Source organism: Pseudomonas sp. P7548, assembly GCF_013386585.1.
Taxonomy (GTDB): domain Bacteria; phylum Pseudomonadota; class Gammaproteobacteria; order Pseudomonadales; family Pseudomonadaceae; genus Aquipseudomonas.
In genome coordinates this window covers 24,554-47,482 of record NZ_JACARO010000084.1, presented here as the reverse complement: position 1 = coordinate 47,482, position 22,929 = coordinate 24,554, and the positions used below count along the sequence as shown (strand labels likewise).

Below are 22,929 nucleotides of genomic sequence, written 5' to 3'. Positions count from 1 at the left end.
CTTAAACATAGCAACACCACAAAAAGTCGCCTCACGATCTACACCCGCGCTCCAGCGTACTCACCGCACCTTATATTTCTCAAATATTTACATTTCGCTTCACAATGCCTTACCAGCAAGTAGGTCAACACCTTTTTTTGCGTAGGATTTTTCCTGTTTTATATCCCCTCCCCCTCTGGCTCATGCTCCCCCCTGAGCTTCTGAGCTAATGTGCCGTCTTTATTTGCACTTGCCTGGGATATGACCATGAACTCAGTTTTTATTATCGATGACCACCCCGTCATACGGCTTGCTATCCGAATGTTATTGGAACATGAGGGTTATAAAGTCGTAGGAGAAACGGACAACGGGTGTGATGCGATACAAATGGTCAGGGAATGCCTGCCAGACCTTATTATCTTGGATATCAGTATTCCAAAGCTTGACGGCCTCGAAGTGCTCTGCCGATTCAACGCAATGAACACGCCAATGAAAACCCTGATCCTTACAGCCCAGTGCCCCACGCTGTTTGCAACGCGCTGCATGCGCTCGGGTGCTGACGGCTATGTCTGCAAAGAAGGCGACTTGAGCGAACTGCTGAGCGCCATCCGTGCCGTATTGTCAGGTTACAACTATTTCCCAAGCCAGGCATTGAGCGGCAACGGTGCTGAGGGCGCCGACACCTATGAACTTGAACTATTCAAAACAGTCAACGATCGAGAACTGATGGTATTGCAACTTTTTGCACAGGGAAGAACCAACAAAGAAATTGCCAAAGGTATGTTTTTAAGCAACAAGACAGTCAGCACTTACAAAAAGAGACTTATGCAAAAACTGAAAGCCAAATCTTTGGTAGAACTTATCGAGATGGCAAAACGAAACGCGTTAGTGTGAGAAAACGGATGCCCAGCCGTATAAAGGACTATCTCATTATATTGAGTACCGGCTTGTGCTTCAGCACCGCCGTGCCCGCGGCCCCTCAAACCGGCCCGGAACACTTCACCCTGTTGAGCCGCGCGGGTGCCGTTCAACTCGACACTCAGCTGGACAAGGCACAGCGCCAGTGGTTGCAGAACAAACGCGAACTGGTGCTCGGCACCGCCGCACCTGATTACCCTCCTTTCGATCTGACGTCCAGCGGCCACGACTACGAAGGCCTCACCGCCGACTACGCAGGGCTGCTGTCCAAGGCCTTGGCCTTGCCCGTCAAGGTCTTGCGCTACCCTGACCGGGAGGCGTCGATCCGCGCCCTTGAGGCCGGCGAAATCGATTTGCTGGGCTCCTCGAATGGCTTTGAAGCCGCTAATCCGAACCTCACCCTGTCGCAGCCGTACGCGGTGGATCAACCGGTACTGGTGACCCGGGAGGGGGAAACTCGCAGCTTGAGCAATGGGCTGGGCGGGCTCCGCTTGAGCCTTGTCTATCACTATCTACCGATCAGCGAAGTCAAAAAGCTGTACCCGCAGGCCAACATCCGTACCTACCCGTCCTATCAAAACGCCCTGAACGCAGTGGCCTTTGACCAGGCGGATGTTTTTCTCGGCGATACCATTTCCACCCACTACATGATCAACAAGGGTTATCTGAAGAACATCCACATGGCCAATTTCGGCAAGCATGAGGCCTACGGCTTCAGCTTCGCATTGCGCCAGGACCAGCATATCCTCCTGGGCATCGTCGACTCGGTGCTGGCTGCCGTGCCTGTCAATGAACGGGACACCATCGCCAGACGCTGGAGTGCCGGCAGCGACATCCTGCTGACCGATAAGAAATTGCAGCTGACACCACGCGAAGAGCGCTGGTTGAAAGACCACCCGGTCGTCAACGTCATCGTGAACGAAACGTTTGCACCACTGACATTCTTCGACGCCGATGGCAACTTTCGTGGCATCACCGCTGACTTGCTGGAACTGATTCGCCTGCGTACCGGGTTGAGTTTCCATATCCAGCGCAGCCGTGAAATCAACACGATGATCGATGAGGTGAGCACTGGCAAAGCCGATATCATCGGCGCGATCGTCCCGAGTATTGAAAGGGAGGCTCAACTCAATTTTAGTCGCCCTTACCTGGAAAACTCCTATGTGCTGCTGACGCGCAAAGAGCCCAATGCCCCCTCGAACCTGGAGCAGATGGCAGGCAAACGCCTGGCGATCACCACGGGCAACCCGCTGGCAAAAAGCCTGCAACGCGACTTCCCGCAGATACAACTGGTAGAGGCCAGTGACACCTTCCGGGCATCGGAGCTACTCGCACAAGGGCTCGTTGACGGTGCCGTGAACTCGCTGGTGATCGCCAACTATTTCCTGTCCTCCCAAGTGTTCCAGGACAAACTGCAGATCAGCAGCAGCATCGGCACGCTTCCTGCCACATTCGCCCTGGCAACGTCACGCCATGCGGTTGAGCTGAGTTCGATCCTGAACAAGGCGTTGCTGAGCATCGCCCCTGACGAACTGGGGGTGATCAACAGCCGCTGGCGTGGCTACACCGCCGCCTCCGACAGCTACTGGCGTAACTACCATCACTTGATAGCCCAGATCATCGTGGGTACCGGACTGCTGCTATTGATCTCCCTGGCCTGGAACGCCTACATGCGCCGCCAGATCAAGCATCGACAAATGGCCGAGCGAGCGCTCAACGATCAGTTCGAGTTCATGCGTGCCCTGGTCAATGAAACACCCCATCCGATCTACGTACGCGATCGCAAAGGCTTGCTGCAAACCTGCAACGACAGCTACTTGCAAGTGTTCGAGGTCAATCGCGAGGACGTGATCGGCAAAAGTGTGATCCAGATGAACATGGCCCAGGAGGCGGAAGCGGCGCAGTACCATGCCGACTACCAGCGAGTGGTGACCGAGGGTACTCCGTTGATCCTCGATCGCACCCTGCATATCCACGGCAAAAAACTGACGATCTATCACTGGATCCTGCCCTATCGCGACTCGGTCGGCGAAGTCCAGGGCATTATTGGCGGCTGGATCGACATCAGCGAGCGGCGCCAGCTGTTTGATGAGTTACGCGCTGCCAAGGAGCGGGCTGACGAGGCCAACCGCGCCAAGAGCACCTTCCTCGCCACCATGAGCCACGAAATCCGCACCCCGATGAACGCGGTGATTGGCATGCTGGAGCTGACCCTCAAGCGGGCCGACCAGGGTCATCTCGACCGCCCGGCCATCGAGGTGGCGTACAACTCGGCCAAGGACCTGTTGGAGCTGATCGGCGATATCCTCGACATCGCACGTATCGAATCCGGGCGCTTGAGTCTCGCGCCAGAACGGGTCAACCTGCGGGAAGTGATCGAGTCTGTGGTGCGGGTCTTCGACGGCCTGGCCCGACAGAAAACCCTCAGTCTTTCGTTGGAGTTCACCCCGCCGCTCGATGACACCGCTGTACTGATCGACCCATTGCGCTTCAAGCAGGTGCTGTCGAACCTGATCAGCAATGCCATCAAGTTCACCGAGTGTGGCCAGGTGAAAGTCAAGGTCACGGTGCACGCAACCGAATTGCCGCAGCAGATCGAGATGAAGCTGGTGGTCGAAGACACCGGCATAGGCATCAGCCGTGAGGACCAGTTGCGACTGTTCGCCCCCTTTGCCCAAGCCGACAACTCCGGACACCTGGCAAGGAGCGGCGCTGGCCTGGGACTGGTGATCTGTCGCAGTCTGTGTTCGATGATGGGCGGTGAGTTGAGCCTGAGCAGCGTGCCGATGGTAGGCACCCAGGTTCATGTGGCCTTGAAAATGCCTCTCTTGCAGCCAGCAGTGAAAGTTGATGAACTCAAGCCCGAGCCCTGTGCCAAAGCGCCGGTGCTCAACGTGCTGGTGGTGGACGACCATCCGGCCAATCGATTGCTCATGTGCCAGCAGTTGGGTTACTTGGGTCATCAGTTCACTGATGCCCAGAACGGTGCTGCTGGCTTCCAGGCCTGGCGGCAGGACCGTTTCGACCTGATAATCGCCGACTGCAATATGCCCATCATGAATGGCTACGAACTCAGTCGCTCGATTCGTGAATACGAACAACGCGAGCACCTGACACCGTGTGTGATATTGGGTTTTACCGCCAATGCCCAGCCGGAAGAAAAACTGCGCTGCATTGAGGCCGGCATGAACGATTGCCTGTTCAAGCCCATCAGCCTCACGGCACTTGAACGGCAACTGGCACATATTGTTCTGCAACCCGACAACCAACGGCTGGACCTTGGCTGCCTGGAAGCCTTGACCGATGGTGACCCGCAATTAAGCAGGCGTTTACTCGAGGAGCTGTTGAGCAGCAGTCGCCATGATCGTCAGGAACTGGTAACCCTACGAGCTAGCGGGGCACCGCCACAGGACATCATCGAACAAGCCCACAAGATCAAGGGCGCCGCACGCATTGTCCAGGCCTACTCACTGGCCGCGCAATGCGAAGCGCTGGAGCAAGCCTGTGCCAAAGACGAAGACCGCTCACTGATCGACGCTGGGGTAAAGTCCCTGGAAAAACTCATGCAGGATCTGGAAAGAATGCTGCACCAGCAGCTTCAGGAGCTCAACCGCCAATGAAAGGCAGGGGCTACCGCCCCTGCCTCACCGATCAGCAGTCAGTCAAACGCAGGAAAATAGCCGCCAATTGCTCGATGCCCGCCTGGTCCTGGAGGGTAAACCGCGCCAGCGACGGGCTGTCCAGGTCAAGGACACCAATCAACGTACCGTCCTTGACCAATGGCACCACCAGTTCGCTGTTCGAGGCGCTGTCGCAGGCGATGTGCCCCGGGAACGCATGCACGTCCTCCACTCGCTGGGTTTGCCGTGACGCCGCCGCCGCGCCGCATACGCCACGGCCGAACGGAATGCGCACACAGGCAATCTGGCCCTGAAACGGGCCAAGTACCAGTTCTTCATTGCGGTTGAGGTAGAAACCGGCCCAGTTCAGGTCTTCCAACTGATTGAAGAGGAACGCGGAAAACTGCGCGCTGTTGGCAATGAAATCCCGCTCATCAGCCAGCAGCGATTCCAACTGCGCGCACAGCATGGCGTAGCCATCCAGGCCCGTGCCGGCGTGTTGTAGGTCGATCATGGTTGACGCTCCAGCAATTTGAGGCCCACCCAATAACGAGCGAATTGATAGGCACAGCGGCCATTGCGGTTGCCGCGGCCGGTGGCCCAGCGCACGGCAAGGATGTCGAGCGCCTCGTCACGCTGCCATTGCAGACCGGCCTTGCGCGCCAACTCGCCGATCCAGTGCTCGACCACGTCCAGGAAGTGTTCCTGGGTGAATGGGTAGAACGACAGCCACAGGCCAAAACGGTCGGACAGGGCAATCTTGTCTTCCACCGCTTCGCTTGGGTGCAACTCACCATCCACCCGCTTCCAGTTGTCATTGTCACTCTGGTTTTCCGGCACCAGGTGACGCCGGTTGGACGTGGCGTACAGCAATACGTTTTCCGGCGCCTGTTCGAGGGAGCCGTCCAGCACACTCTTGAGTACGCGGTAGTCGCCCTCGCCTGCCTCGAACGACAGGTCGTCGCAGAACAGGATGAATCGCTGCGGCAGCTTGATCAGTTGCTCCACCACCCGTGGCAGGTCGGCCAGGTGGTCGCGCTCGATTTCGATCAGGCGCAGGCCAGCCTTGGCGTGCTGTGCCAGCAAGGCGCGCACCATCGACGATTTGCCGGTACCGCGCGAGCCCCACAGCAGCGCGTGGTTGGCGGGCAGGCCGTCGATGAATTGTTGGGTATTGCGGGCCAGTTGTTCGCGTTGTTTGTCCACGCCGATCAGGTCGGACAGGCGCATGTCCAAGCTCACGTCCAGCGGCAGCAGGAAGCCGGTGCGGCCTTCGCGCTGCCAACGGGCGGCGAGGCACTGGTTCCAGTCAACGGCTTGGCGTGGCGCAGGCAACAAGGGTTCCAGGCGAGCAAGTACCGCATCGGCCCGCTCAAGAAAGGCATTCAATCGAGAATCCACGATTATTCCTCTGGCAAGTTCTTGCAAAAGATGGCGTATTGGCAACCCTGCGGCAGACCACACGAGGCTGCGTAAAAAAACGATTCATGCCGGCCAAGCCAGAGCCTGTGGATGTTCAGCTATGCTTGCCGGGCGAAGGGAAACGTGAAGTGGTTCAACACTCGATGGATATCAAGTTCGCCCACCGCTTGTCTTATAAACAAGCCAGATTGACTGTGCTGGTCGGTTTCGTCTTGGGAACCTTGCTCAGCCTGATCCAAATCGGTATTGATTATGCCAGCGAAGACGCATCCATCAACCGTGAAATTCGTTCGCTGATCGAAATCAGCCACAACCCCGCCTCACGCATTGCCTACAACATCGATGCCGAGCTGGCCCAGGAACTGACCCTGGGTCTGCTGCACTCGCCTGCGATCACCCACGCGCAATTGATTGACAACAATGGCGTGGTCCTGGCGGACGTTGATCGCCCACGCAAGGAGAGCTCCTACCGTCCCATCAGCGATTTCCTGTTTGGCGCCAGCCGCCAGTTTGAAGACCGCCTGTTCCTCAGCCACATGCCCAACGACTCCCTCGGTGTGCTGCGCCTGGATGTGGACACCTACGCCTTCGGTAGCCGTTTCCTGCGGCGCGCGGAAATCACCCTGCTCAATGGCTTCGCCCGCAGCCTACTGCTGACGGGCATTTTGCTGGGCCTGTTTTACGTGATGCTGACCCAACCCTTGGTCCGCATCATTCGCGCCTTGAGCACCAGCAAACAGGCCCACCTGGATTGCCCGCCCGGGCATGAGAACGATGAAATCGGCGTGCTGGTCAATGTCGCCAACCAACAATTCGAAAACATGGAGACTGAAATCCAGCAACGCCGTCATGCCGAGGACCGTCTCACCGAGTACCTGGGGCAACTGGAAGACATCGTCTCGGCGCGCACCCTGGAACTCAAGGCCAGCAACCAACGCTTGAGCCAGTCCAACGACGAGCTGGAGGCGGCCAAGATGACCGCCCTAGGCATGGCCCAGGCGCGGGCGGCGTTCCTGGCCAACATGAGCCATGAGATCCGCACGCCCCTCAACGGCTTGCTGGGCATGATCGCGCTGTCCCTGGACAGCCCGTTGAATGCCGAGCAACGCCAGCAACTGTCGATTGCCCACGACTCCGGCAAGGTGTTGGTGGAACTGCTCAACGATATTCTCGACCTGTCCAAGTTCGACGCCGGGCAGCTGGAGCTTGAGCGTATCCCGTTCGATCTCGGCGCCCTAGTGGAAGACACCGCCAACCTGCTTTCGCAGAATGCGGCGCCGAGCGTCGAGCTGACGTGCCTGATCGACCCGCAATTCCCCGCCCAAGTGATCGGTGACCCGACACGTGTGCGGCAGATCGTCAGCAACCTGCTTTCGAACGCCTTGAAGTTCACGCGCTTCGGCCGCGTTGACGTGCGTCTGAGCGCCCATGAAGGCCAGGTCAAGATTGAAGTGTGCGATACCGGCATCGGCATTGCCCAGGAAGCGCAGGTCAAAATCTTCCAACCCTTCACCCAGGCCGGCGCGGGCATCACTCGCCAGTTCGGTGGCACAGGCCTGGGCCTGGCGCTGACCCACAACCTGTGCGAAGCCATGAAGGGACGCTTGAGTATCAGCTCGGAAGTGGGCTTTGGCAGCCAGTTCTGTGCCGACCTGCCATTGCCCACCCACCTGCCTGCGGTTGGCTATGCCCCCCTGGCGGGTGAGGTAATTGCCATCACCAGTGCCGACAGTGGCCTCACGGAGCTGCTCACCACCCTGCTGCCCCATTGGGGGCTGACACCTCGCTGCTATTCCCGCGATGAGGACCTGAGTGGGCAAACCCCCGATCTGCTGATCACGGACTGCCCCGAATGCCTGTTCCGCCTGCGCCCGACCAGCAACACACCGATCCTGCTGGTCACCGCCTACGGCAACTTCATGCCCAGCGAAGAAGTAGCGGCCCTGGCGCCGTTGCAACAGCAGGCCCGCCCGCTGAGCCGCAACGCGCTGTACCAGATACTGCAACGCAACCTGCGCAGCGACACACAGCTGATCCTCGACCCCATCCAGATGGAGTCCCCGCCGCTCGCGCACCGGGCGCGCATCCTGTTGGTGGAGGACAACGCGGTCAATCAACTAGTGGCCAAGGGCATGCTCGGCAAGCTTGGGTGCGAAGTGGTCGTGGCCGCCCACGGCGGCGAGGCGCTCAAACGTCTTGAGGAGCAGCGCTTCGACATGGTGTTGATGGATTGCAACATGCCCGTGATGGATGGCTACGAGGCCAGCCGGCAAATCCGCCGCAGCGGGCGCTGGCCGGACCTGCCCATCGTCGCCCTGACCGCCAACGCCCTTTCGGAAGAGCGCGAACGTTGCCGGGCCGCCGGAATGGATGACTACCTGGCCAAGCCGTTCCGGCGCGAAGAACTCAACGCCCTGCTGGACCTGTGGGTGCCTAAGACGACAAGCCTCTGATCTGTGCCAGCAACTGATCCAGGCCCTGGCGCAAGGCATCGGCCTGGTTCAGGTCGACGCCGCTGTCACAGAGCAAGCGGGTTTTGAGGCGGTGGGCTTGGTCGTACAACCCGATGCCCGCCTCGCTCAACCCCAAGTGCACTTCGCGCTCGTCCATGGCACTGCGCTGACGCTTGACCAGCCCCAACTGCTCAAGGCGCTTGAGCAGTGGCGTCAGGGTGCCGGAGTCGAGCATCAGCCGCTCCCCCAGGGCCTTGACTGTGGGCTGCGCGGGCTTTTTTGAATGCCATTCCCACAACACCAGCATCGCCACGTATTGCGGGTAGGTCAGGCCCAGCTCATCCAGCATCGGCTTGTAGGCGCGGGTCACCGCCCGTGAGGCGACATAGAGCTTGAAGCACAGCTGGTCATCCAAGGCGAGGGACACGGTCGGGGCGGCAGTCATTTGAGCAGGGCTTCGATCTCTTGGGTCAGGTCCTGGGGCTTGGTGGTCGGGGCAAAGCGCTTGACCACCTGGCCGTCGCGACCGATGAGGAACTTGGTGAAGTTCCACTTGATGCCCTTGGAACCCAGCAGCCCCGGTGCCTGCTTCTTGAGCTGTACGAACAGTGGGTGGGCCTCGCTGCCATTCACGTCGATCTTCTTGAACAGCGGGAAGCTGACGCCGAAGTTCAGCTCGCAAAATTCGGAAATGGCCCCTTCGTTACCTGGCTCCTGCTTGCCGAACTGGTTGCAGGGGAAGCCCAGCACCACCAGGCCCTGATCCTTGTATTGCTGCCACAGTTGCTCAAGGCCTTTGTATTGCGGGGTGAAGCCACACTTGCTGGCGGTGTTGACCACCAGGATGGCCTTGCCGGCAAAGTCGGCCAAGGTCTTTTGTTCACCCTTGATGGTGGTGCACGGGATGCTCAGCAGGTTGTTGCTCATGGCAATGCCTCGATAAAGGAGAAGTGGGACAAACATAGTAGGCAATTGAATTGCGCGCAATTTAATTGACCAAACTGATACCCCACCATCACCACCAATCCCCGTAGGAGCCCGGCTTGCCGGCGATGGCGTCCGTGAGATCGCCATCGCCGGCAAGCCGGTCTCCTACGGGTACGGTGTTGAATCAGCGCGGAACGAGGTCCAGGCACACCGAGTTGATGCAGTAGCGCAGGCCAGTCGGCGGCGGGCCATCCGGGAATACATGGCCCAAGTGGGCATCGCATTTGGCGCAGGTGACTTCGGTGCGGATCATGCCGTGGCTGACGTCACGGATCTCGATCATCGCACTCTGGGCAATCGGCTCGTAGAAGCTCGGCCAGCCGCAACCGGCGTCGAACTTGGTCTTGGAGTCGAACAGTGGCTCATTGCAGCAAATGCAGTGGTACACACCATCGGTCGTGGTGGCGTTGTACTTGCCGGAAAACGGCCGCTCGGTGCCTTTGAGCCGGCAGACCTGATATTGAGCGGGGTCGAGCATTTCCCGCCATTCCTCCAGCGTTTTATCCAACTTTTCCATCGGTACACCTCGGCAACTGAAAAACCCTGATCTGTGTCTTTTCCATGGATCAGGCGGCACGTATGATTGCGCCTCTTCAAAACGCCAGTCTGGCACCCGCGCTACCGGCATTCAAACGTATTTATGGGTGCAGGCCTCGCAGGATTCGCAGTACGGTCGTGTCCACACCGTCTGGATCGTTCATTTTCAGGATCACATCGCCATGCAGGTCAGCAAATCGAACAAGCTCGCCAACGTCTGCTACGACATTCGCGGCCCAGTGCTCAAGCACGCCAAACGCCTGGAAGAGGAAGGCCATCGCATCCTCAAGCTGAACATTGGCAACCCGGCGCCTTTTGGTTTCGAAGCGCCGGACGAAATCCTCCAGGACGTAATCCGCAACCTGCCGACCGCCCAGGGCTACAGTGACTCCAAGGGCCTGTTCAGCGCGCGCAAGGCGGTGATGCAGTACTACCAGCAAAAGCAGGTGGAAGGCGTCGGCATCGAAGACATCTACTTGGGCAACGGCGTGTCCGAGCTGATCGTGATGTCCATGCAGGCCCTGCTCAACAATGGCGACGAAGTGCTGGTGCCGGCCCCCGACTACCCGCTGTGGACCGCTGCCGTGACCCTGGCCGGCGGCCACCCGGTGCACTATCTGTGTGACGAAGGCGCCGACTGGTTCCCGGACCTGGCCGACATCAAAGCCAAGATCACCCCGAACACCAAGGCCCTGGTGATCATCAACCCGAACAACCCCACCGGCGCGGTGTACTCCAAGGAAGTGCTGCTGGGCATGCTCGAACTGGCGCGCCAGCACAACCTGGTGGTGTTCTCCGACGAGATCTACGACAAGATCCTCTACGATGACGCCGTGCACGTGTGCACCGCCTCCCTGGCGCCGGACCTGCTGTGCCTGACCTTCAACGGCCTGTCCAAGTCCTACCGCGTGGCGGGTTTCCGCTCCGGCTGGATCGCCATCTCCGGCCCCAAGCACAACGCCCAGAGCTACATAGAAGGCATCGACATGCTGGCCAACATGCGCCTGTGCGCCAACGTGCCGAGCCAGCACGCGATCCAGACCGCCCTCGGCGGCTACCAGAGCATCAATGACCTGGTCCTGCCCCAGGGCCGTCTGCTGGAACAGCGCAACCGTACCTGGGAACTGCTCAATGCCATCCCGGGCGTAAGCTGCGTAAAGCCCATGGGCGCGCTGTATGCCTTCCCACGCATAGACCCGAAGGTCTGCCCGATCCTCAATGACGAGAAGTTCGTACTCGACCTGCTGCTGTCGGAAAAGCTGCTGGTGGTGCAAGGCACCGCGTTCAACTGGCCGTGGCCGGATCACTTCCGCGTGGTGACCTTGCCGCGTGTGGATGACTTGGACATGGCCATTGGTCGCATCGGCAACTTCCTCAAGTCCTATCGCCAATAACGAAGTGGCGCTGTGCGATCGTCATACGGTCGCACAGCGATTATCTGGCAACACTTCTCTGCCCTGCCTGACCGCTCCCCCATCGCGGCACGCCACGGATCGGCCAGCCCCCTATAATTACGGGACGGCAAGGCATGAATGTGGTGATCAAAAGCGACTTTCCAGATCGGAAAAACCTTTCAAGGCTCTACATTCAGGCTGTAGGACACAGTTTGAAATAGTCGCTCGGTTGAATAGCCCCAGGCCGCACCTTATATACCCCGCAGTACGCGACATATTAAGCATGAGGAGAACTCTACAACCATGATGCGCATCCTGCTGTTCTTGGCCACTAACCTGGCGGTCGTGCTGATTGCCAGCATCACCCTGAGCCTTTTCGGCTTCAACGGGTTCATGGCGGCCAACGGGGTTGATCTGAACCTCAATCAGCTGCTGGTCTTCTGTGCGGTCTTTGGTTTTGCCGGTTCGCTGTTCTCGCTGTTCATCTCCAAGTGGATGGCGAAGATGAGCACCAGCACCCAGGTGATCACCCAACCCCGTACCCGGCATGAGCAATGGTTGCTGCAGACCGTCGAGCAACTGTCCCGCGAAGCCGGGATCAAGATGCCCGAAGTCGGGATCTTCCCGGCCTACGAGGCCAACGCCTTTGCCACCGGCTGGAACAAGAACGACGCACTCGTTGCCGTCAGCCAGGGCATGCTGGAACGCTTCTCGTACGATGAAGTGAAGGCGGTACTGGCCCACGAGATCGGCCACGTGGCCAACGGTGACATGGTCACCCTGGCACTGGTGCAGGGCGTGGTGAACACCTTCGTGATGTTCTTCGCGCGGATCATCGGCAACTTTGTCGACAAGGTGATCTTCAAGAACGAAGAAGGCCGCGGTATCGCCTACTTCGTGGCGACCATCTTCGCCGAAGTGGTGCTCGGCTTCCTGGCCAGCGCCATCACCATGTGGTTCTCGCGCAGACGGGAATTCCGTGCAGACGAAGCCGGCGCACGCCTGGCCGGCACCGGGGCAATGATCGCAGCCCTGCAGCACCTGCGCTCCGAGCAGGGCCTGCCGGTGCATATGCCGGACAGCCTGACGGCATTTGGTATCAACGGCGGCATCAAGCAGGGCATGGCTCGCCTGTTCATGAGCCACCCGCCGCTGGAAGAGCGAATCGACGCGTTGCGTCGTCGCGGCTGACGGTCAGTAGATCACACACAAAAAAGGGGCGATTTGATCGCTCCTTTTTTATTGCCTGTGATTTCTGTGCCAAGGCTTCTGTCGTCATCGCTGGCAAGCCAGCTCCTACAGGGGTATGCATTCCAAATGTAGGAGCTGGCTTGCCTGCGATAGCGGCTGCACGGTCAACGCTTCGCCAACTGGTAGACACGTTCCTCAAGGCGATCTACACCGTCCTGCACGAACTTCCAGCTCTCAGCCAAAATGTCCTGCTCTTCCAGCTCTGCCAACGCCCAGTACTCCCCCAGCAACACCTTCACCTCTTCATCGGTGACCGCAAACGGTGGGCCGGCTTTCTGGGTCTGGTCATAATCGAGCGTGATCAAAACGCCCTGGCAACCAGGCACCAGCACGTTGCTGAGGTGCTCACAGTAACGCGCCCGCATCAGGGGCGGCAAGGCAATCAGTGCAGCGCGGTCGTAAAGCGCAGTGCAATCGGCCACGTCCCCCGCGCCTAGCGCGAAAAAATCACCGCACCACAGCTCCACCTGATCAGCCTGGTACACCGTGAAGGCCCCCTGCTGGCTGATCCGAGGCGTGAGCCCTTGCCTCCACCGCCTGCTCCGACAGCTCCACGCCCATCACTCGGTGCCCGTGACTGGCCAGCCACATCAAATCCAGGCTCTTGCCACACAGTGGCACCAGTACCTTGGTGCCTTCAGCCAGTGCAAGCCGCGGCCAGTGTCGCTGCAAGTACGGGTTGACCTCAGGCAAGTGAAAGCCGATCTGATTGCGCGCCCAGCGCTCCTGCCAAAACTTAGGCTCCATAAATCACCCTGAAAATTCGATCAAAAGGCGCTAAAACTTATATTAGATTTAGATCAATGATCTGATTGAAGATGGTCCCATGTTAACGCTCAGGACCCAACTTATGTTCCCCAGCCTGTTTATCTCCAACGGCTCGCCCATGCTGGCCCTGCAACCCGGCGCCAGTGGCCCGGCCCTGCAGCGCCTGGCCGCCGAATTGCCCCGTCCTAAAGCGATCGTGGTGGTATCGGCACATTGGGAAAGCCAGGAATTACTCGTCAGCGGCAGCCAGGCCCCGGAAACCTGGCACGACTTCGGGGGCTTCCCCCGCGAATTGTTTGCCGTGCAGTACCCCACACCCGGCGATCCGCAGTTGGCCGCTGAAATTGTGGCGTTGCTGCACGCCGACGGTTTGAATGCCCACATCGATGAACGGCGCCCCTTCGACCACGGCACCTGGGTACCGCTGTCGCTGATGTACCCGGCTGCCGATATTCCGGTGGTCCAGGTGTCACTGCCCAGTCGTATGGGCCCAGCGCTGCAGACGCGCGTGGGGCATGCCCTCGCCAGCCTGCGCGAGCAAGGCGTATTGCTGATTGGCTCCGGCAGCATCACCCACAACCTGGGCGAGCTGAACTGGCGTGCCGGGCCGGAAACCATTGAACCCTGGGCGCGGGATTTCCGTGACTGGGTGGTGGACAAGCTGGCCGCCAACGATGAAACCGCGCTGCATGACTACCGCCGACAGGCGCCCCATGCCGTGCGCAGCCATCCCAGCGATGAACACCTGTTGCCGCTGTACTTTGCGCGGGGTGCGGGGGGTGACTTCAGTGTCGCTCACCAAGGCTTCACCCTGGGCGCGCTGGGCATGGACATCTACCGCTTCGGCTGACGCCAATCCAATGATGGAAACGGGCGTGTGTAGGAGCTTGCTTGCCTGCGATGCAGGCACCCCGTTGTGCCAGGCAGACCAGGGTGATCCTATCGCAGGCAAGCCAACTCCCACAGTTGACCGAGTGTTGATCGGAAAATACCAGGCAAAAAAAATCCCCGAACCAGTCGGGGATTTTTTATGTGCGATCAATCAGCCCAAGGGCGGATCAATCTTCGCGGTAGCGACGCAGTTTGAGCTGCTTACCGGCAACGCGAGTGTCTTTCAGCTTGGTCAGCAGTTTTTCCAGACCGTCTTCCGGCAACTCCACCAGGGAGAAGCTGTCACGGACCTGGATACGACCGATGGCTTCACGTGCCAGGCCACCCTCGTTGAGGATAGCGCCCAGCAGGTTCTTGGCAGCGATACCATCACGCGCGCCCAGCGCGGTACGGCAACGAGCACGGCCTTCAGCCAATGGAACCGGAGCACGACGCTCACGATCACCACGGTCTGGACGGTCGCCGGAACGCTCTGGACGATCACCGCGTGGCGCGCTGTTCGGAACCAGTGGACGTTCTTTTTCGATGGCAGCCAGGGTCAGGGCTTGACCGTTGGTTGCTTTGCGCAGCAGGGCTGCAGCCAGGGCACGCGGGGTGCAACCGATATCGGCAGTCAGGCGGTCCAGCAGGTCGCCGTGGGTCGATTCAGCATCAGCCACCAGCGGCGACAGGCTGTTGGTCAGTTTCTTGATGCGTGCGTCCAGGACAGCCTGGGCGTCCGGCAGGCGGACTTCGGCAACTTTCTGGCCAGTCACACGCTCGATCACTTGCAGCATGCGGCGCTCACGTGGAGTCACCAGCAACAGTGCACGACCTTCGCGACCTGCACGGCCAGTACGGCCGATACGGTGAACGTAGGACTCTGGATCGTACGGCATGTCAACGTTGAACACGTGGGTGATACGTGGAACGTCGAGACCACGAGCAGCAACGTCGGTCGCTACAACGATGTCCAGGCGGCCATCCTTGAGGGAGTCGATCACGCGCTCACGCTGGTTCTGGGCGATGTCACCGTTCAGCGCAGCGGCTTTGTAGCCTTTGGCTTCCAGGGCACTGGCCAGGTCCAGGGTCGCTTGCTTGGTGCGCACGAACATGATCAGGGCGTCGAAGTCTTCGACTTCCAGCAGGCTCAAGACAGCCGAGGTCTTCTGGTCAGCGTGAACCAACAGGTGAGCCTGTTCGATCGCGGTAACGGTCTGGGTCTTGGTCTGGATCTTGACGTGCTCCGGGTCACGCAGGTGACGCTCGGCAATGGCACGGATCGACTGTGGCAGGGTGGCCGAGAACAGCACGGTCTGACGGGTCGGAGGCAGTGCCTTGAAGATGACTTCCAGGTCATCCATGAAGCCCAGCTTCAACATTTCGTCAGCTTCGTCCAGAACCAGGTGGTTCACGGTCGACAGCACTTTCTCGTCACGACGCAGGTGGTCGCACAGACGGCCCGGGGTGGCGACAACGATCTGTGCGCCATTACGGATTGCCTTGAGTTGTGGGCCCATCGGCGCGCCGCCGTAAACGGCCACAACGGTGACGCCTGGCATTTGCTTGGCGTAGGTTTCAAAAGCGGTTGCTACTTGCAGCGCCAACTCACGGGTTGGCGCCAGGATCAGGGCTTGCGGTTCGCGCTTGGCAGGGTCGATGCACTGCAGGATAGGCAAAGCGAACGCGGCGGTTTTGCCGGTACCGGTTTGCGCCTGGCCAATCATGTCCTTGCCGGCCATGATGATCGGGATCGATTGCTGCTGAATCGCCGAAGGCTCTTCGTAGCCGGTCGCTGCGACGGCTGCAAGAATATTCGGGTTCAGATTAAAAGCGGCGAAGCCGCCGGTTTCCTGGGTCATGGGTCTGCCTCTAAGTGCATCCGCAAAGACCCATGCTCCAAAGCTGCGCATGCCGTGTTGAGACTCAAGAGTCGCCCTGGCTGCTTTGTCGGCGGGGATTTGCGAAAACGAATGAATGAAAAAGATTCGTCAAGGAAGAGTCCGCTGTGCGGACGTGCAGCCGAAGCTGACTTCGGGGAATTGCGCTACCTAAACGCGGCCCGGTTAAAGGCCGGCGCGCACTATACCGGAAATACCTGAAAAAGGGAGCTTTTTTTATCGCAAAGCACCGATAAACCGCGCTGTGTCACAGTCTTTGCAGATAAGCGCGCCAGGGTCTATTTTTCAAAGGCCCGGCCCTGTTGGTCACAACGCTTAAACGGTTCACCTAACCCTTTGGACCCTTTGGTCTGAAACCTTCCCTGCGCCCGAGGGCACACCCGATGAATCAAGCCAGCAGCAGTCGCGTCAGCCGTGAATTACAGGGCCATGTCCTGCTGTTGGGCCTGGACCGAGTCGCCAAGCGCAATGCCTTTGACCTGGACCTGCTCAATGAATTGAGTCTGGCCTATGGCGAATTTGATCGAAACGAGGAGGCCCGGGTGGCCGTGGTGTTTGCCCACGGCGATCACTTCACCGCCGGGCTGGACCTGGCCAATGTCAGCGGCGTGATGGCCGGAGGCTGGCAGCCCCCGTTGGGCGGCTGCGATCCCTGGGGCGTATTCGCCGGTCCACGGGTGAGTAAACCGGTGATCGTCGCCGCCCAGGGTTACTGCCTGACCATTGGCATTGAGCTGATGCTGGCCGCCGATATCAACCTGTGCGCCAGCAATACGCGCTTTGCGCAAATGGAAGTGCAGCGTGGGATCTTTCCGTTTGGCGGCGCGACCTTGCGCTTTCATCAGATCGCCGGCTGGGGCAACGCGATGCGCTGGCTGCTCACCGGCGACGAGTTTGACGCTCACGAGGCCCTGCGCCTGGGGTTGGTACAGGAAGTGATGGCCAGCGAAGACCTGCTGCCGCGCGCCCTTGAGCTGGCCAACCGCATTGCACGCCAGGCGCCGCTGGGTGTGCAGGCCACTTTGATGTCGGCGCGATTGGCGCGCATGGAAGGTGAAACGGTGGCGGCCGCGGCGTTGCCGCCGATGGTGGATAAGTTGCTGAACAGTGAGGATGCCAAGGAGGGTGTGCGGGCGATGGTCGAGAAGCGGCCGGGGGTGTTCAAGGGGATTTAGTCGCCGGCAGTGATGGCCTCTTCGCGGGCAAGCCCGCTCCCACCTTTGTACATGTACATCCTTTGGAATGCGGTCGAATGTGGGAGCGGGCTTGCTCGCGAAGGCGTCGGTACAGACAACTAAGTCGCAGGCCGGATCGCCTTGATCAGCGACTGCAACGAATACCCCAACCGCGGCGCCAAGGCTTCGGCGCGGGCCGACAGCGCCTGCATATCCAGCGGCTGGTCCAGGTCTGACGGCACCAGCAGGATCACATTGCCCTCCTTCACCGGCAGTTCCCAATAATGCCGGTGGTACAACCCACGCAGCAACGCGGCGCCCAACGGCTTGCCATCATCCGTGGCCCATTGGTTGATCACCAACCAACCACCCGGGTTGAGTTTCTTCTGGCAGTTTTCCAGGAAGGTCCAGGCCAGGTGCCCGACGCCGGGGCCGACATCGGTGTACAGGTCGACGAAAATCAGGTCGGCCGACTCGGCCGTCTCCAGCAGTTGCAGGGCGTCGCCGATGCGAATGTACAACCGCGGATCATCATCCAGCCCCAGGTACTCGATGGCCAGGCGCGGTACGTCAGGGCGCAGCTCAATGGCCTCGACATCCTCCAGCGGCAGGAACTTGAGGCACGCCTGGGTCAGCGTACCGGCACCAAGCCCCAGGAACAGCGCGCTCTCCGGCAATTCATGGCACAGCGCACCAATCAGCATCGCGCGGGTGTAGTCGTATTCCAGCCAGCTCGGATCGGCGGTAAACACGCAGCTTTGCTCGATGGCATCGCCAAACTCGAGAAAACGGTAATCGGCCACTTCGAGCACACGGATCATGCCGAAATCATCATGGACTTCGGCCAGCAGGCGCTCGACACGCTCCTCGGTCATCACTACTCCTAACGGGTTGGGCACTGCAAAGGCGCGATTGTCGGCCAACCGGCGGCAACAGGTCACGCACTAATTGCTGATAACATTGGCGCCCGACCGTCAACCACCCAATCGAGTTCATGATGAGCCAACCCTGGAGCCCCGACAGCTGGCGCGCCCTGCCGATCCAGCAACAACCCCAGTACCCGGACGCTGCACATTTGCTGCACGTGGAGCAGAGCCTGGCCAGCTACCCGCCGCTGGTGTTTGCCGGGGAAGCCCGCGAGTTGCGCCGTCAGTTTGCCGAAGTGACCCAGGGTCGCGCGTTCCTGTTGCAGGGCGGTGACTGCGCCGAGAGTTTTGCCGAGTTCTCAGCGGCCAAGATCCGCGACACCTTCAAGGTGCTGCTGCAGATGGCCATCGTGATGACCTTCGCCGCCGGTTGCCCGGTGGTGAAAGTCGGGCGCATGGCCGGCCAGTTCGCCAAGCCGCGTTCGGCCAACGATGAGACCATCGACGGCATCACTCTGCCGGCCTACCGTGGCGACATCGTCAACGGCATCGGTTTCGACGAAAAAAGCCGCGTGCCAGACCCGGACCGCCTGCTGCAGTCGTACCACCAGTCCACCGCCACCCTGAACCTGTTGCGCGCCTTTGCCCAAGGCGGCTTTGCCGACCTGCACCAGGTGCACAAGTGGAACCTGGACTTCATCGCCAACTCCGCCCTGGCCGAAAAGTACAGCCAGTTGGCCGACCGCATCGACGAAACCCTGGCCTTCATGCGCGCCTGCGGCATGGACGATTCGCCGCAACTGCGCGAAACCAGCTTTTTCACCGCCCACGAAGCCTTGCTGCTCAACTACGAACAAGCGTTCGTGCGCCGCGACAGCCTGACCAACGACTACTACGACTGCTCGGCCCACATGCTCTGGATCGGTGATCGCACTCGCCAGTTGGACGGCGCCCACGTCGAGTTCCTGCGTGGCGTGAACAACCCGATCGGGGTCAAGGTCGGCCCGAGCATGAACCCCGACGACCTGATCCGCCTGATCGACATCCTCAACCCGGACAACGACCCAGGCCGCCTCAACCTGATCGCGCGCATGGGTGCCGGCAAGGTCGGCGACCACCTGCCAAACCTGATCCGCGCCGTTCAGCGCGAGGGCAAGCAGGTGCTGTGGAGCTCCGACCCGATGCACGGCAACACCATCAAGGCCAGCAGTGGCTACAAGACCCGCGACTTTGCGCAGATCCTCAGCGAAGTGAAGGCGTTCTTCCAGGTGCACCAGGCCGAAGGCACGTATGCGGGCGGCATCCATATCGAAATGACCGGGCAGAACGTCACCGAATGCATCGGGGGCGCGCGGCCGATCACTGAGGACGGTTTATCAGACCGCTACCACACTCATTGCGACCCACGGATGAATGCCGATCAGTCGTTGGAGTTGGCGTTTTTGATTGCGGAGACGTTAAAGCAAGTTAAGCGCTGAGATTTTAGTTGTCTGGGCTGTCGCCTTCGCGAGCAAGCCCGCTCCCACATTTGTACGCGTACCTCCTCTGGAATACGGTCAAGTGTGGGAGCGGGCTTGCTCGCGAAGAGGCCCTAAAAACCACTATCCATTTTAGCCATTGCCACCCGCAACCTATCAGCACTCGGTCGCTGGCAATTGAGCTGCACCTGCTCCAGCCCCAACCAGCTGGCCATTTGCAGCAGGTTCGCAGCCAGCGCCTGCATGCCCTCTTCGTCCAAAGCCGGTTCTTCTTCATGCACCGCATGCACGGCCAGGCGCCCATTGGCGCGTTCGGCGCGCAGGTCGACGCGTGCGGCAATCCGTTCGTTGTGCAAAAACGGCAGCACGTAATAGCCGAACACCCGCTTGTCCTGTGGTGTGTAGATCTCCAGCCGGTAGCGGAAATCAAACAGACGCTCGGTGCGGCTGCGCTCCCAGATCAGTGAATCAAAGGGTGACAACAGGGCGCTGGCCGGAACCTTGCGCGGCACTCGGGGTTCGGGAAGACAATAGGCAAGCGGCTTCCAACCCTGGACCTGGCACGTCACCAACTGGCCATCCTCGACCAGTTCCGCCAAAGCGCTGCGACTGTCGGCCGGATCCAGGCGGAAATAATCACGCAGGTCTTTCTCGGTGCCCACGCCCAGCGCAGTGGCGCTGTGCAGCAGCAAGCCGTGGTGGGCCTCGGCTTCGCTCAAGGCGGGGTGTTGAAGGATGTCGTCCGGGATGACACGCTCCGGCAAATCATAGAGCCGTTCAAAACCGCGCCGTCCTGCAACCGTGACCAAGCCGGCCGCGAACAGCCATTCCAACGCATGTTTCTCATCACTCCAGTCCCACCACGGACCGGCCCGCTCCTCACGGGTCGACAGGCTGCCCGCACCCAATGCGCCTTGCTGCTCAACGCTGCGCAGCACGCGCTGGATAGTGGCCTGTTGTTCACGACCAAAACGCGCCATCTGCGAATAGATGCCCTGCCCTTGCTTGGCTCGCTCCATGCGCCAGCGCATCAGCGGGTACAGCGCCATGGGCAGCAATGAGGCTTCATGCCCCCAATATTCGAACAGCGAACGTCGCCGGCCCTGGCTCCAGGCCGCCTGTTCAAGCATCAAGGGGGCGTAGTTGCCCAAACGGGAAAACAGCGGCAGGTAATGGGAACGCACGACGGCATTCACCGAATCGATCTGCAACACCCCCAACCGATCGATCATCCGGTTCAGGTGCGCGGCCTTGATCAGCGCAGGCGCCTGGCGCCCGGAAAATCCCTGGGCCGCCAGCGCCATGCGTCGAGCTTGCTTGAGTGAAAATGACAGGTCGGCAGGCATGGGGGTCTCCGTGTGGGCTCGCCGACTACCCTACTGCATCCGCGATCATTTTCGCAGCGGGTCTTCCCAGAAATGCAGGTGGCGCTCTTGCTCTACATCGGCACGGTTGAGGCCGATGTCCTTGAGCGCTTCGTCGCTCAGGCTCGCCAGCATCTGGCGCTCATGGTGCAGCGCCTGCCAGCGCGCCACGGTGTGAAACAGCCCGGAAAACGGACGTTTCGCCATCAACACAAACCCGGTTTGACCTTTCATCTTTTCGCCCTCCAGTGGGGATGACGCCAGTGTGTGCTTGGCACTATGATCAATCCAACGAATGTTTTTTATGCAATACATCTCGGAGATTGATCAATTGTCAGGCTACCCGAGCATCGACACTGACGTGCTGCGCACCTTCGTCGCCATCGCCGATCAGGGCGGGTTCACCCGCGCGGGAGAACTGGTCAACCGCACGCAATCGGCGGTGAGCATGCAGATGAAACGCCTGGAAGAGGACGTGCTGCAGCGCAAGCTGTTTGAGCGCGACGGCCGCCAGGTGCGGCTCACGCCCGAAGGCCAGGTGCTGCTGGGCTATGCGCGGCGCATCCTGAAATTGCACAGCGAGGTGTTCAACACGCTGCGCGAGCCGCATATGGTGGGGCTGGTGCGCATCGGCACGCCGGACGACTACGTGATGCGCTACCTGCCGGGCATCCTCAAGCGGTTCTCCAAGGCGTACCCGTTGATCCAGATCGAGATGCACTGTGAGTCGTCATTGGTGTTGATGCAGCGGCGGGACCTGGCACTGACCGTCATCAGCCGCGAGCCCGGCAGTGAAATCGGCGAACTGCTGCGCAATGAGCGCATGGTCTGGGTGGCGGCGCCGTGCTTTTGCGTGGAAGAACATGAGTCTCTGCCGCTGGCCATTTCCGGCCTGGACAGTTTTTGCACCCAGTGGACCCGCGCCGCGCTCGATGCGGTGGGGCGTGATTACCGCCTGGCCTACCACAGCTCCAATGGCGCGGCGATCCAGGCGGTGGTCGGCGCAGGCCTGGCTGTCACGGTCAGCATGGAAAGCCTGGTGACCGAAGACCTGCGCATTCTGGGCAGCGAAGAAGGATTCCCGCCATTGCCGTCGGTGAACCTGCGTTTGTTGCGCAACCCGGCAATGACTTCGCCGATCACCGAATGCCTGGCCGAATACATCCTCGAAGGCTTCAAACTTTGAAGGTGAGCATCACCGCACAAACCGCCAGGAAGCCGCAGAACAAACCGCGCAGCACGCGTTCCGGCAATGCGTGGGCCACTTTCACGCCCCAACTGATACTCAACAGGCCGCCGACGGCCAGCGGTACACCGATCATCCAGTCCACTTCGTGGTGCCAGGCGTAAGTCACCAGAGTCACGCCGGTACTGGGCAACGCCAGCGCCAGGGACAGGCCTTGGGCTACCACTTGGGTGGTGCCAAACACGCTGGTCAGCACCGGCGTGGCAACCACCGCACCGCCCACGCCGAACAGGCCGCCCATGGAGCCCGAGGCCGCGCCCAACACACCCAGCCAAGGCCAGGAATAGCGCATCTGCGCGGTGGGCGGCGCATTGCGCGTGAACATGCGCAGCAGATTGTAGGCCGCCAGCGTCAGCAGAAACGCAATAAAGCCGACGCGCATGGCCCCCGCGTCCAGGCCCACGGCCCAGATAGAACCGAGCCAGGCAAAGCTGAAACCCATCACGCCCAATGGCAGTGCGTGGCGCAGTTCGATGCGGTTGCGCTGGTGATAACGCCACAGGGCCAGCATCACGTTAGGCACCACCATGACCAGTGCTGTGCCTTGGGCAAGCTGCTGATCCAGGCCAAACAACACGCCCAGCACCGGGATTGCAATCAACCCGCCACCAATGCCAAACAGCCCGCCGACCGTGCCCAGAGCCGCGCCCAATAAGAGGTACATCGCCAAATCCAACACCGCTCATTACTCCAGAAGCCC

19 protein-coding genes and 1 pseudogene are annotated in these 22,929 nt (G+C 60.1%); 9 read left to right on the top strand and 11 right to left on the bottom strand.

Translation table 11 applies throughout. From position 1 onward, the window contains the following. Positions 1–246: 246 nt before the first annotated feature. Both HX803_RS27190 and HX803_RS27185 read left to right on the top strand, forming a co-directional pair. Positions 247–873, top strand: a complete 627-nt coding sequence (locus tag HX803_RS27190; RefSeq protein ID WP_178925028.1) for a response regulator transcription factor — start codon at positions 247–249, stop codon at positions 871–873. 8 nt (positions 874–881) lie between these two features. Beyond that, positions 882–4,517, top strand: coding sequence for a transporter substrate-binding domain-containing protein (locus tag HX803_RS27185; protein WP_178925026.1), 3,636 nt, complete (start codon positions 882–884; stop codon positions 4,515–4,517). 31 nt (positions 4,518–4,548) lie between these two features. Here HX803_RS27185 and HX803_RS27180 read toward each other — a convergent pair whose 3' ends face one another. Further along, positions 4,549–5,031 (bottom strand): GAF domain-containing protein, encoded by a 483-nt coding sequence (locus tag HX803_RS27180; protein WP_178925024.1) that lies wholly within the window; start codon positions 5,029–5,031, stop codon positions 4,549–4,551. Beyond that, positions 5,028–5,918 carry an ATP-binding protein gene (locus HX803_RS27175; protein WP_178925022.1) on the bottom strand — a complete coding sequence of 297 codons (891 nt, stop codon included), beginning with the start codon at positions 5,916–5,918 and terminating at the stop codon, positions 5,028–5,030. Before HX803_RS27175 ends, HX803_RS27180 begins: the two co-directional genes overlap by 4 nt. A gap of 164 nt (positions 5,919–6,082) precedes the next feature. Between HX803_RS27175 and HX803_RS27170 the strand changes: the two genes are divergently transcribed. Further along, positions 6,083–8,392, top strand: coding sequence for a response regulator (locus HX803_RS27170; RefSeq protein WP_178925020.1), 2,310 nt, complete (start codon positions 6,083–6,085; stop codon positions 8,390–8,392). On the opposite strand, the gene HX803_RS27165 is transcribed toward HX803_RS27170, so the two are convergent. From HX803_RS27165 to msrB, 3 genes are all read right to left on the bottom strand, one after another. Then, positions 8,373–8,837 (bottom strand): MarR family winged helix-turn-helix transcriptional regulator, encoded by a 465-nt coding sequence (locus tag HX803_RS27165; RefSeq protein ID WP_178925018.1) that lies wholly within the window; start codon positions 8,835–8,837, stop codon positions 8,373–8,375. The genes HX803_RS27170 and HX803_RS27165 overlap by 20 nt on opposite strands. Further along, positions 8,834–9,319: a glutathione peroxidase gene (locus tag HX803_RS27160; protein WP_176998239.1), complete on the bottom strand. Its 486-nt coding sequence runs from the start codon at positions 9,317–9,319 to the stop codon at positions 8,834–8,836. The genes HX803_RS27165 and HX803_RS27160 overlap by 4 nt, the downstream gene beginning before the upstream one ends. 184 nt (positions 9,320–9,503) lie before the next feature. Further along, positions 9,504–9,896, bottom strand: a complete 393-nt coding sequence (gene msrB / locus HX803_RS27155; RefSeq protein ID WP_176998240.1) for a peptide-methionine (R)-S-oxide reductase MsrB — start codon at positions 9,894–9,896, stop codon at positions 9,504–9,506. 202 nt (positions 9,897–10,098) lie between these two features. Here msrB and HX803_RS27150 point away from each other — a divergent pair, with 202 nt between their 5' ends. Further along, positions 10,099–11,310, top strand: coding sequence for a pyridoxal phosphate-dependent aminotransferase (locus HX803_RS27150; RefSeq protein ID WP_016978462.1), 1,212 nt, complete (start codon positions 10,099–10,101; stop codon positions 11,308–11,310). 303 nt (positions 11,311–11,613) lie between these two features. After that, entirely contained in the window at positions 11,614–12,501 is an 888-nt protein-coding gene (htpX, locus tag HX803_RS27145) for a protease HtpX (RefSeq protein ID WP_178925016.1), read from the top strand. Positions 12,502–12,665: 164 nt separating this feature from the next. On the opposite strand, the pseudogene HX803_RS27140 reads toward htpX, so the two are convergent. Continuing rightward, a pseudogene (locus tag HX803_RS27140) lies at positions 12,666–13,308 on the bottom strand (thiopurine S-methyltransferase). A gap of 103 nt (positions 13,309–13,411) precedes the next feature. Between HX803_RS27140 and HX803_RS27135 the strand changes: the two are divergent. Continuing rightward, positions 13,412–14,179, top strand: a complete 768-nt coding sequence (locus HX803_RS27135) for a class III extradiol ring-cleavage dioxygenase (RefSeq protein WP_178925014.1) — start codon at positions 13,412–13,414, stop codon at positions 14,177–14,179. A gap of 208 nt (positions 14,180–14,387) precedes the next feature. Here HX803_RS27135 and HX803_RS27130 read toward each other — a convergent pair whose 3' ends face one another. Further along, a complete protein-coding gene (locus HX803_RS27130; protein ID WP_178925012.1) occupies positions 14,388–16,061 on the bottom strand; it encodes a DEAD/DEAH box helicase in 1,674 nt (557 codons plus the stop codon). Between the two features lie 422 nt (positions 16,062–16,483). Between HX803_RS27130 and HX803_RS27125 the strand changes: the two genes are divergently transcribed. Then, complete coding sequence (locus HX803_RS27125) at positions 16,484–17,275, top strand: crotonase/enoyl-CoA hydratase family protein (protein ID WP_178925010.1); 792 nt, start codon at positions 16,484–16,486, stop codon at positions 17,273–17,275. A gap of 119 nt (positions 17,276–17,394) precedes the next feature. Here HX803_RS27125 and HX803_RS27120 read toward each other — a convergent pair whose 3' ends face one another. Beyond that, positions 17,395–18,150 carry a spermidine synthase gene (locus HX803_RS27120; protein ID WP_178925008.1) on the bottom strand — a complete coding sequence of 252 codons (756 nt, stop codon included), beginning with the start codon at positions 18,148–18,150 and terminating at the stop codon, positions 17,395–17,397. A gap of 122 nt (positions 18,151–18,272) precedes the next feature. On the opposite strand from HX803_RS27120, the gene HX803_RS27115 reads away from it, so the two are divergent. Beyond that, positions 18,273–19,619 (top strand): class II 3-deoxy-7-phosphoheptulonate synthase, encoded by a 1,347-nt coding sequence (locus tag HX803_RS27115; RefSeq protein ID WP_176998246.1) that lies wholly within the window; start codon positions 18,273–18,275, stop codon positions 19,617–19,619. A 113-nt stretch (positions 19,620–19,732) separates the two neighbouring features. Here HX803_RS27115 and HX803_RS27110 read toward each other — a convergent pair whose 3' ends face one another. Together HX803_RS27110 and HX803_RS27105 are read right to left on the bottom strand one after the other, a co-directional pair. Next, positions 19,733–20,965 (bottom strand): winged helix-turn-helix domain-containing protein, encoded by a 1,233-nt coding sequence (locus HX803_RS27110; protein ID WP_178925006.1) that lies wholly within the window; start codon positions 20,963–20,965, stop codon positions 19,733–19,735. Between the two features lie 45 nt (positions 20,966–21,010). Further along, positions 21,011–21,217 (bottom strand): DUF1127 domain-containing protein, encoded by a 207-nt coding sequence (locus HX803_RS27105; protein WP_256732950.1) that lies wholly within the window; start codon positions 21,215–21,217, stop codon positions 21,011–21,013. Positions 21,218–21,287: 70 nt separating this feature from the next. Between HX803_RS27105 and HX803_RS27100 the strand changes: the two genes are divergently transcribed. Further along, a complete protein-coding gene (locus tag HX803_RS27100; protein WP_178925002.1) occupies positions 21,288–22,169 on the top strand; it encodes a LysR family transcriptional regulator in 882 nt (293 codons plus the stop codon). Here the strand turns inward: HX803_RS27100 and HX803_RS27095 are convergent. Further along, positions 22,159–22,908 carry a sulfite exporter TauE/SafE family protein gene (locus HX803_RS27095; RefSeq protein WP_178925000.1) on the bottom strand — a complete coding sequence of 250 codons (750 nt, stop codon included), beginning with the start codon at positions 22,906–22,908 and terminating at the stop codon, positions 22,159–22,161. The two genes, HX803_RS27100 and HX803_RS27095, sit on opposite strands and share 11 nt — an antisense overlap. Positions 22,909–22,929: the final 21 nt, after the last annotated feature.

Bases quoted from the DNA above. Each gene is read 5' to 3' on its own strand.
- HX803_RS27190 (WP_178925028.1), top strand. From the start codon at position 247: ATGAACTCAGTTTTTATTATCGATGACCACCCCGTCATACGGCTTGCT.
- HX803_RS27185 (WP_178925026.1), top strand. From the start codon at position 882: ATGCCCAGCCGTATAAAGGACTATCTCATTATATTGAGTACCGGCTTG.
- HX803_RS27180 (WP_178925024.1), bottom strand. From the start codon at position 5,031: ATGATCGACCTACAACACGCCGGCACGGGCCTGGATGGCTACGCCATG.
- HX803_RS27170 (WP_178925020.1), top strand. From the start codon at position 6,083: ATGGATATCAAGTTCGCCCACCGCTTGTCTTATAAACAAGCCAGATTG.
- HX803_RS27165 (WP_178925018.1), bottom strand. From the start codon at position 8,837: ATGACTGCCGCCCCGACCGTGTCCCTCGCCTTGGATGACCAGCTGTGC.
- HX803_RS27160 (WP_176998239.1), bottom strand. From the start codon at position 9,319: ATGAGCAACAACCTGCTGAGCATCCCGTGCACCACCATCAAGGGTGAA.
- msrB (WP_176998240.1), bottom strand. From the start codon at position 9,896: ATGGAAAAGTTGGATAAAACGCTGGAGGAATGGCGGGAAATGCTCGAC.
- HX803_RS27150 (WP_016978462.1), top strand. From the start codon at position 10,099: ATGCAGGTCAGCAAATCGAACAAGCTCGCCAACGTCTGCTACGACATT.
- htpX (WP_178925016.1), top strand. From the start codon at position 11,614: ATGATGCGCATCCTGCTGTTCTTGGCCACTAACCTGGCGGTCGTGCTG.
- HX803_RS27135 (WP_178925014.1), top strand. From the start codon at position 13,412: ATGTTCCCCAGCCTGTTTATCTCCAACGGCTCGCCCATGCTGGCCCTG.
- HX803_RS27130 (WP_178925012.1), bottom strand. From the start codon at position 16,061: ATGACCCAGGAAACCGGCGGCTTCGCCGCTTTTAATCTGAACCCGAAT.
- HX803_RS27125 (WP_178925010.1), top strand. From the start codon at position 16,484: ATGAATCAAGCCAGCAGCAGTCGCGTCAGCCGTGAATTACAGGGCCAT.
- HX803_RS27120 (WP_178925008.1), bottom strand. From the start codon at position 18,150: ATGACCGAGGAGCGTGTCGAGCGCCTGCTGGCCGAAGTCCATGATGAT.
- HX803_RS27115 (WP_176998246.1), top strand. From the start codon at position 18,273: ATGAGCCAACCCTGGAGCCCCGACAGCTGGCGCGCCCTGCCGATCCAG.
- HX803_RS27110 (WP_178925006.1), bottom strand. From the start codon at position 20,965: ATGCCTGCCGACCTGTCATTTTCACTCAAGCAAGCTCGACGCATGGCG.
- HX803_RS27105 (WP_256732950.1), bottom strand. From the start codon at position 21,217: ATGAAAGGTCAAACCGGGTTTGTGTTGATGGCGAAACGTCCGTTTTCC.
- HX803_RS27100 (WP_178925002.1), top strand. From the start codon at position 21,288: ATGCAATACATCTCGGAGATTGATCAATTGTCAGGCTACCCGAGCATC.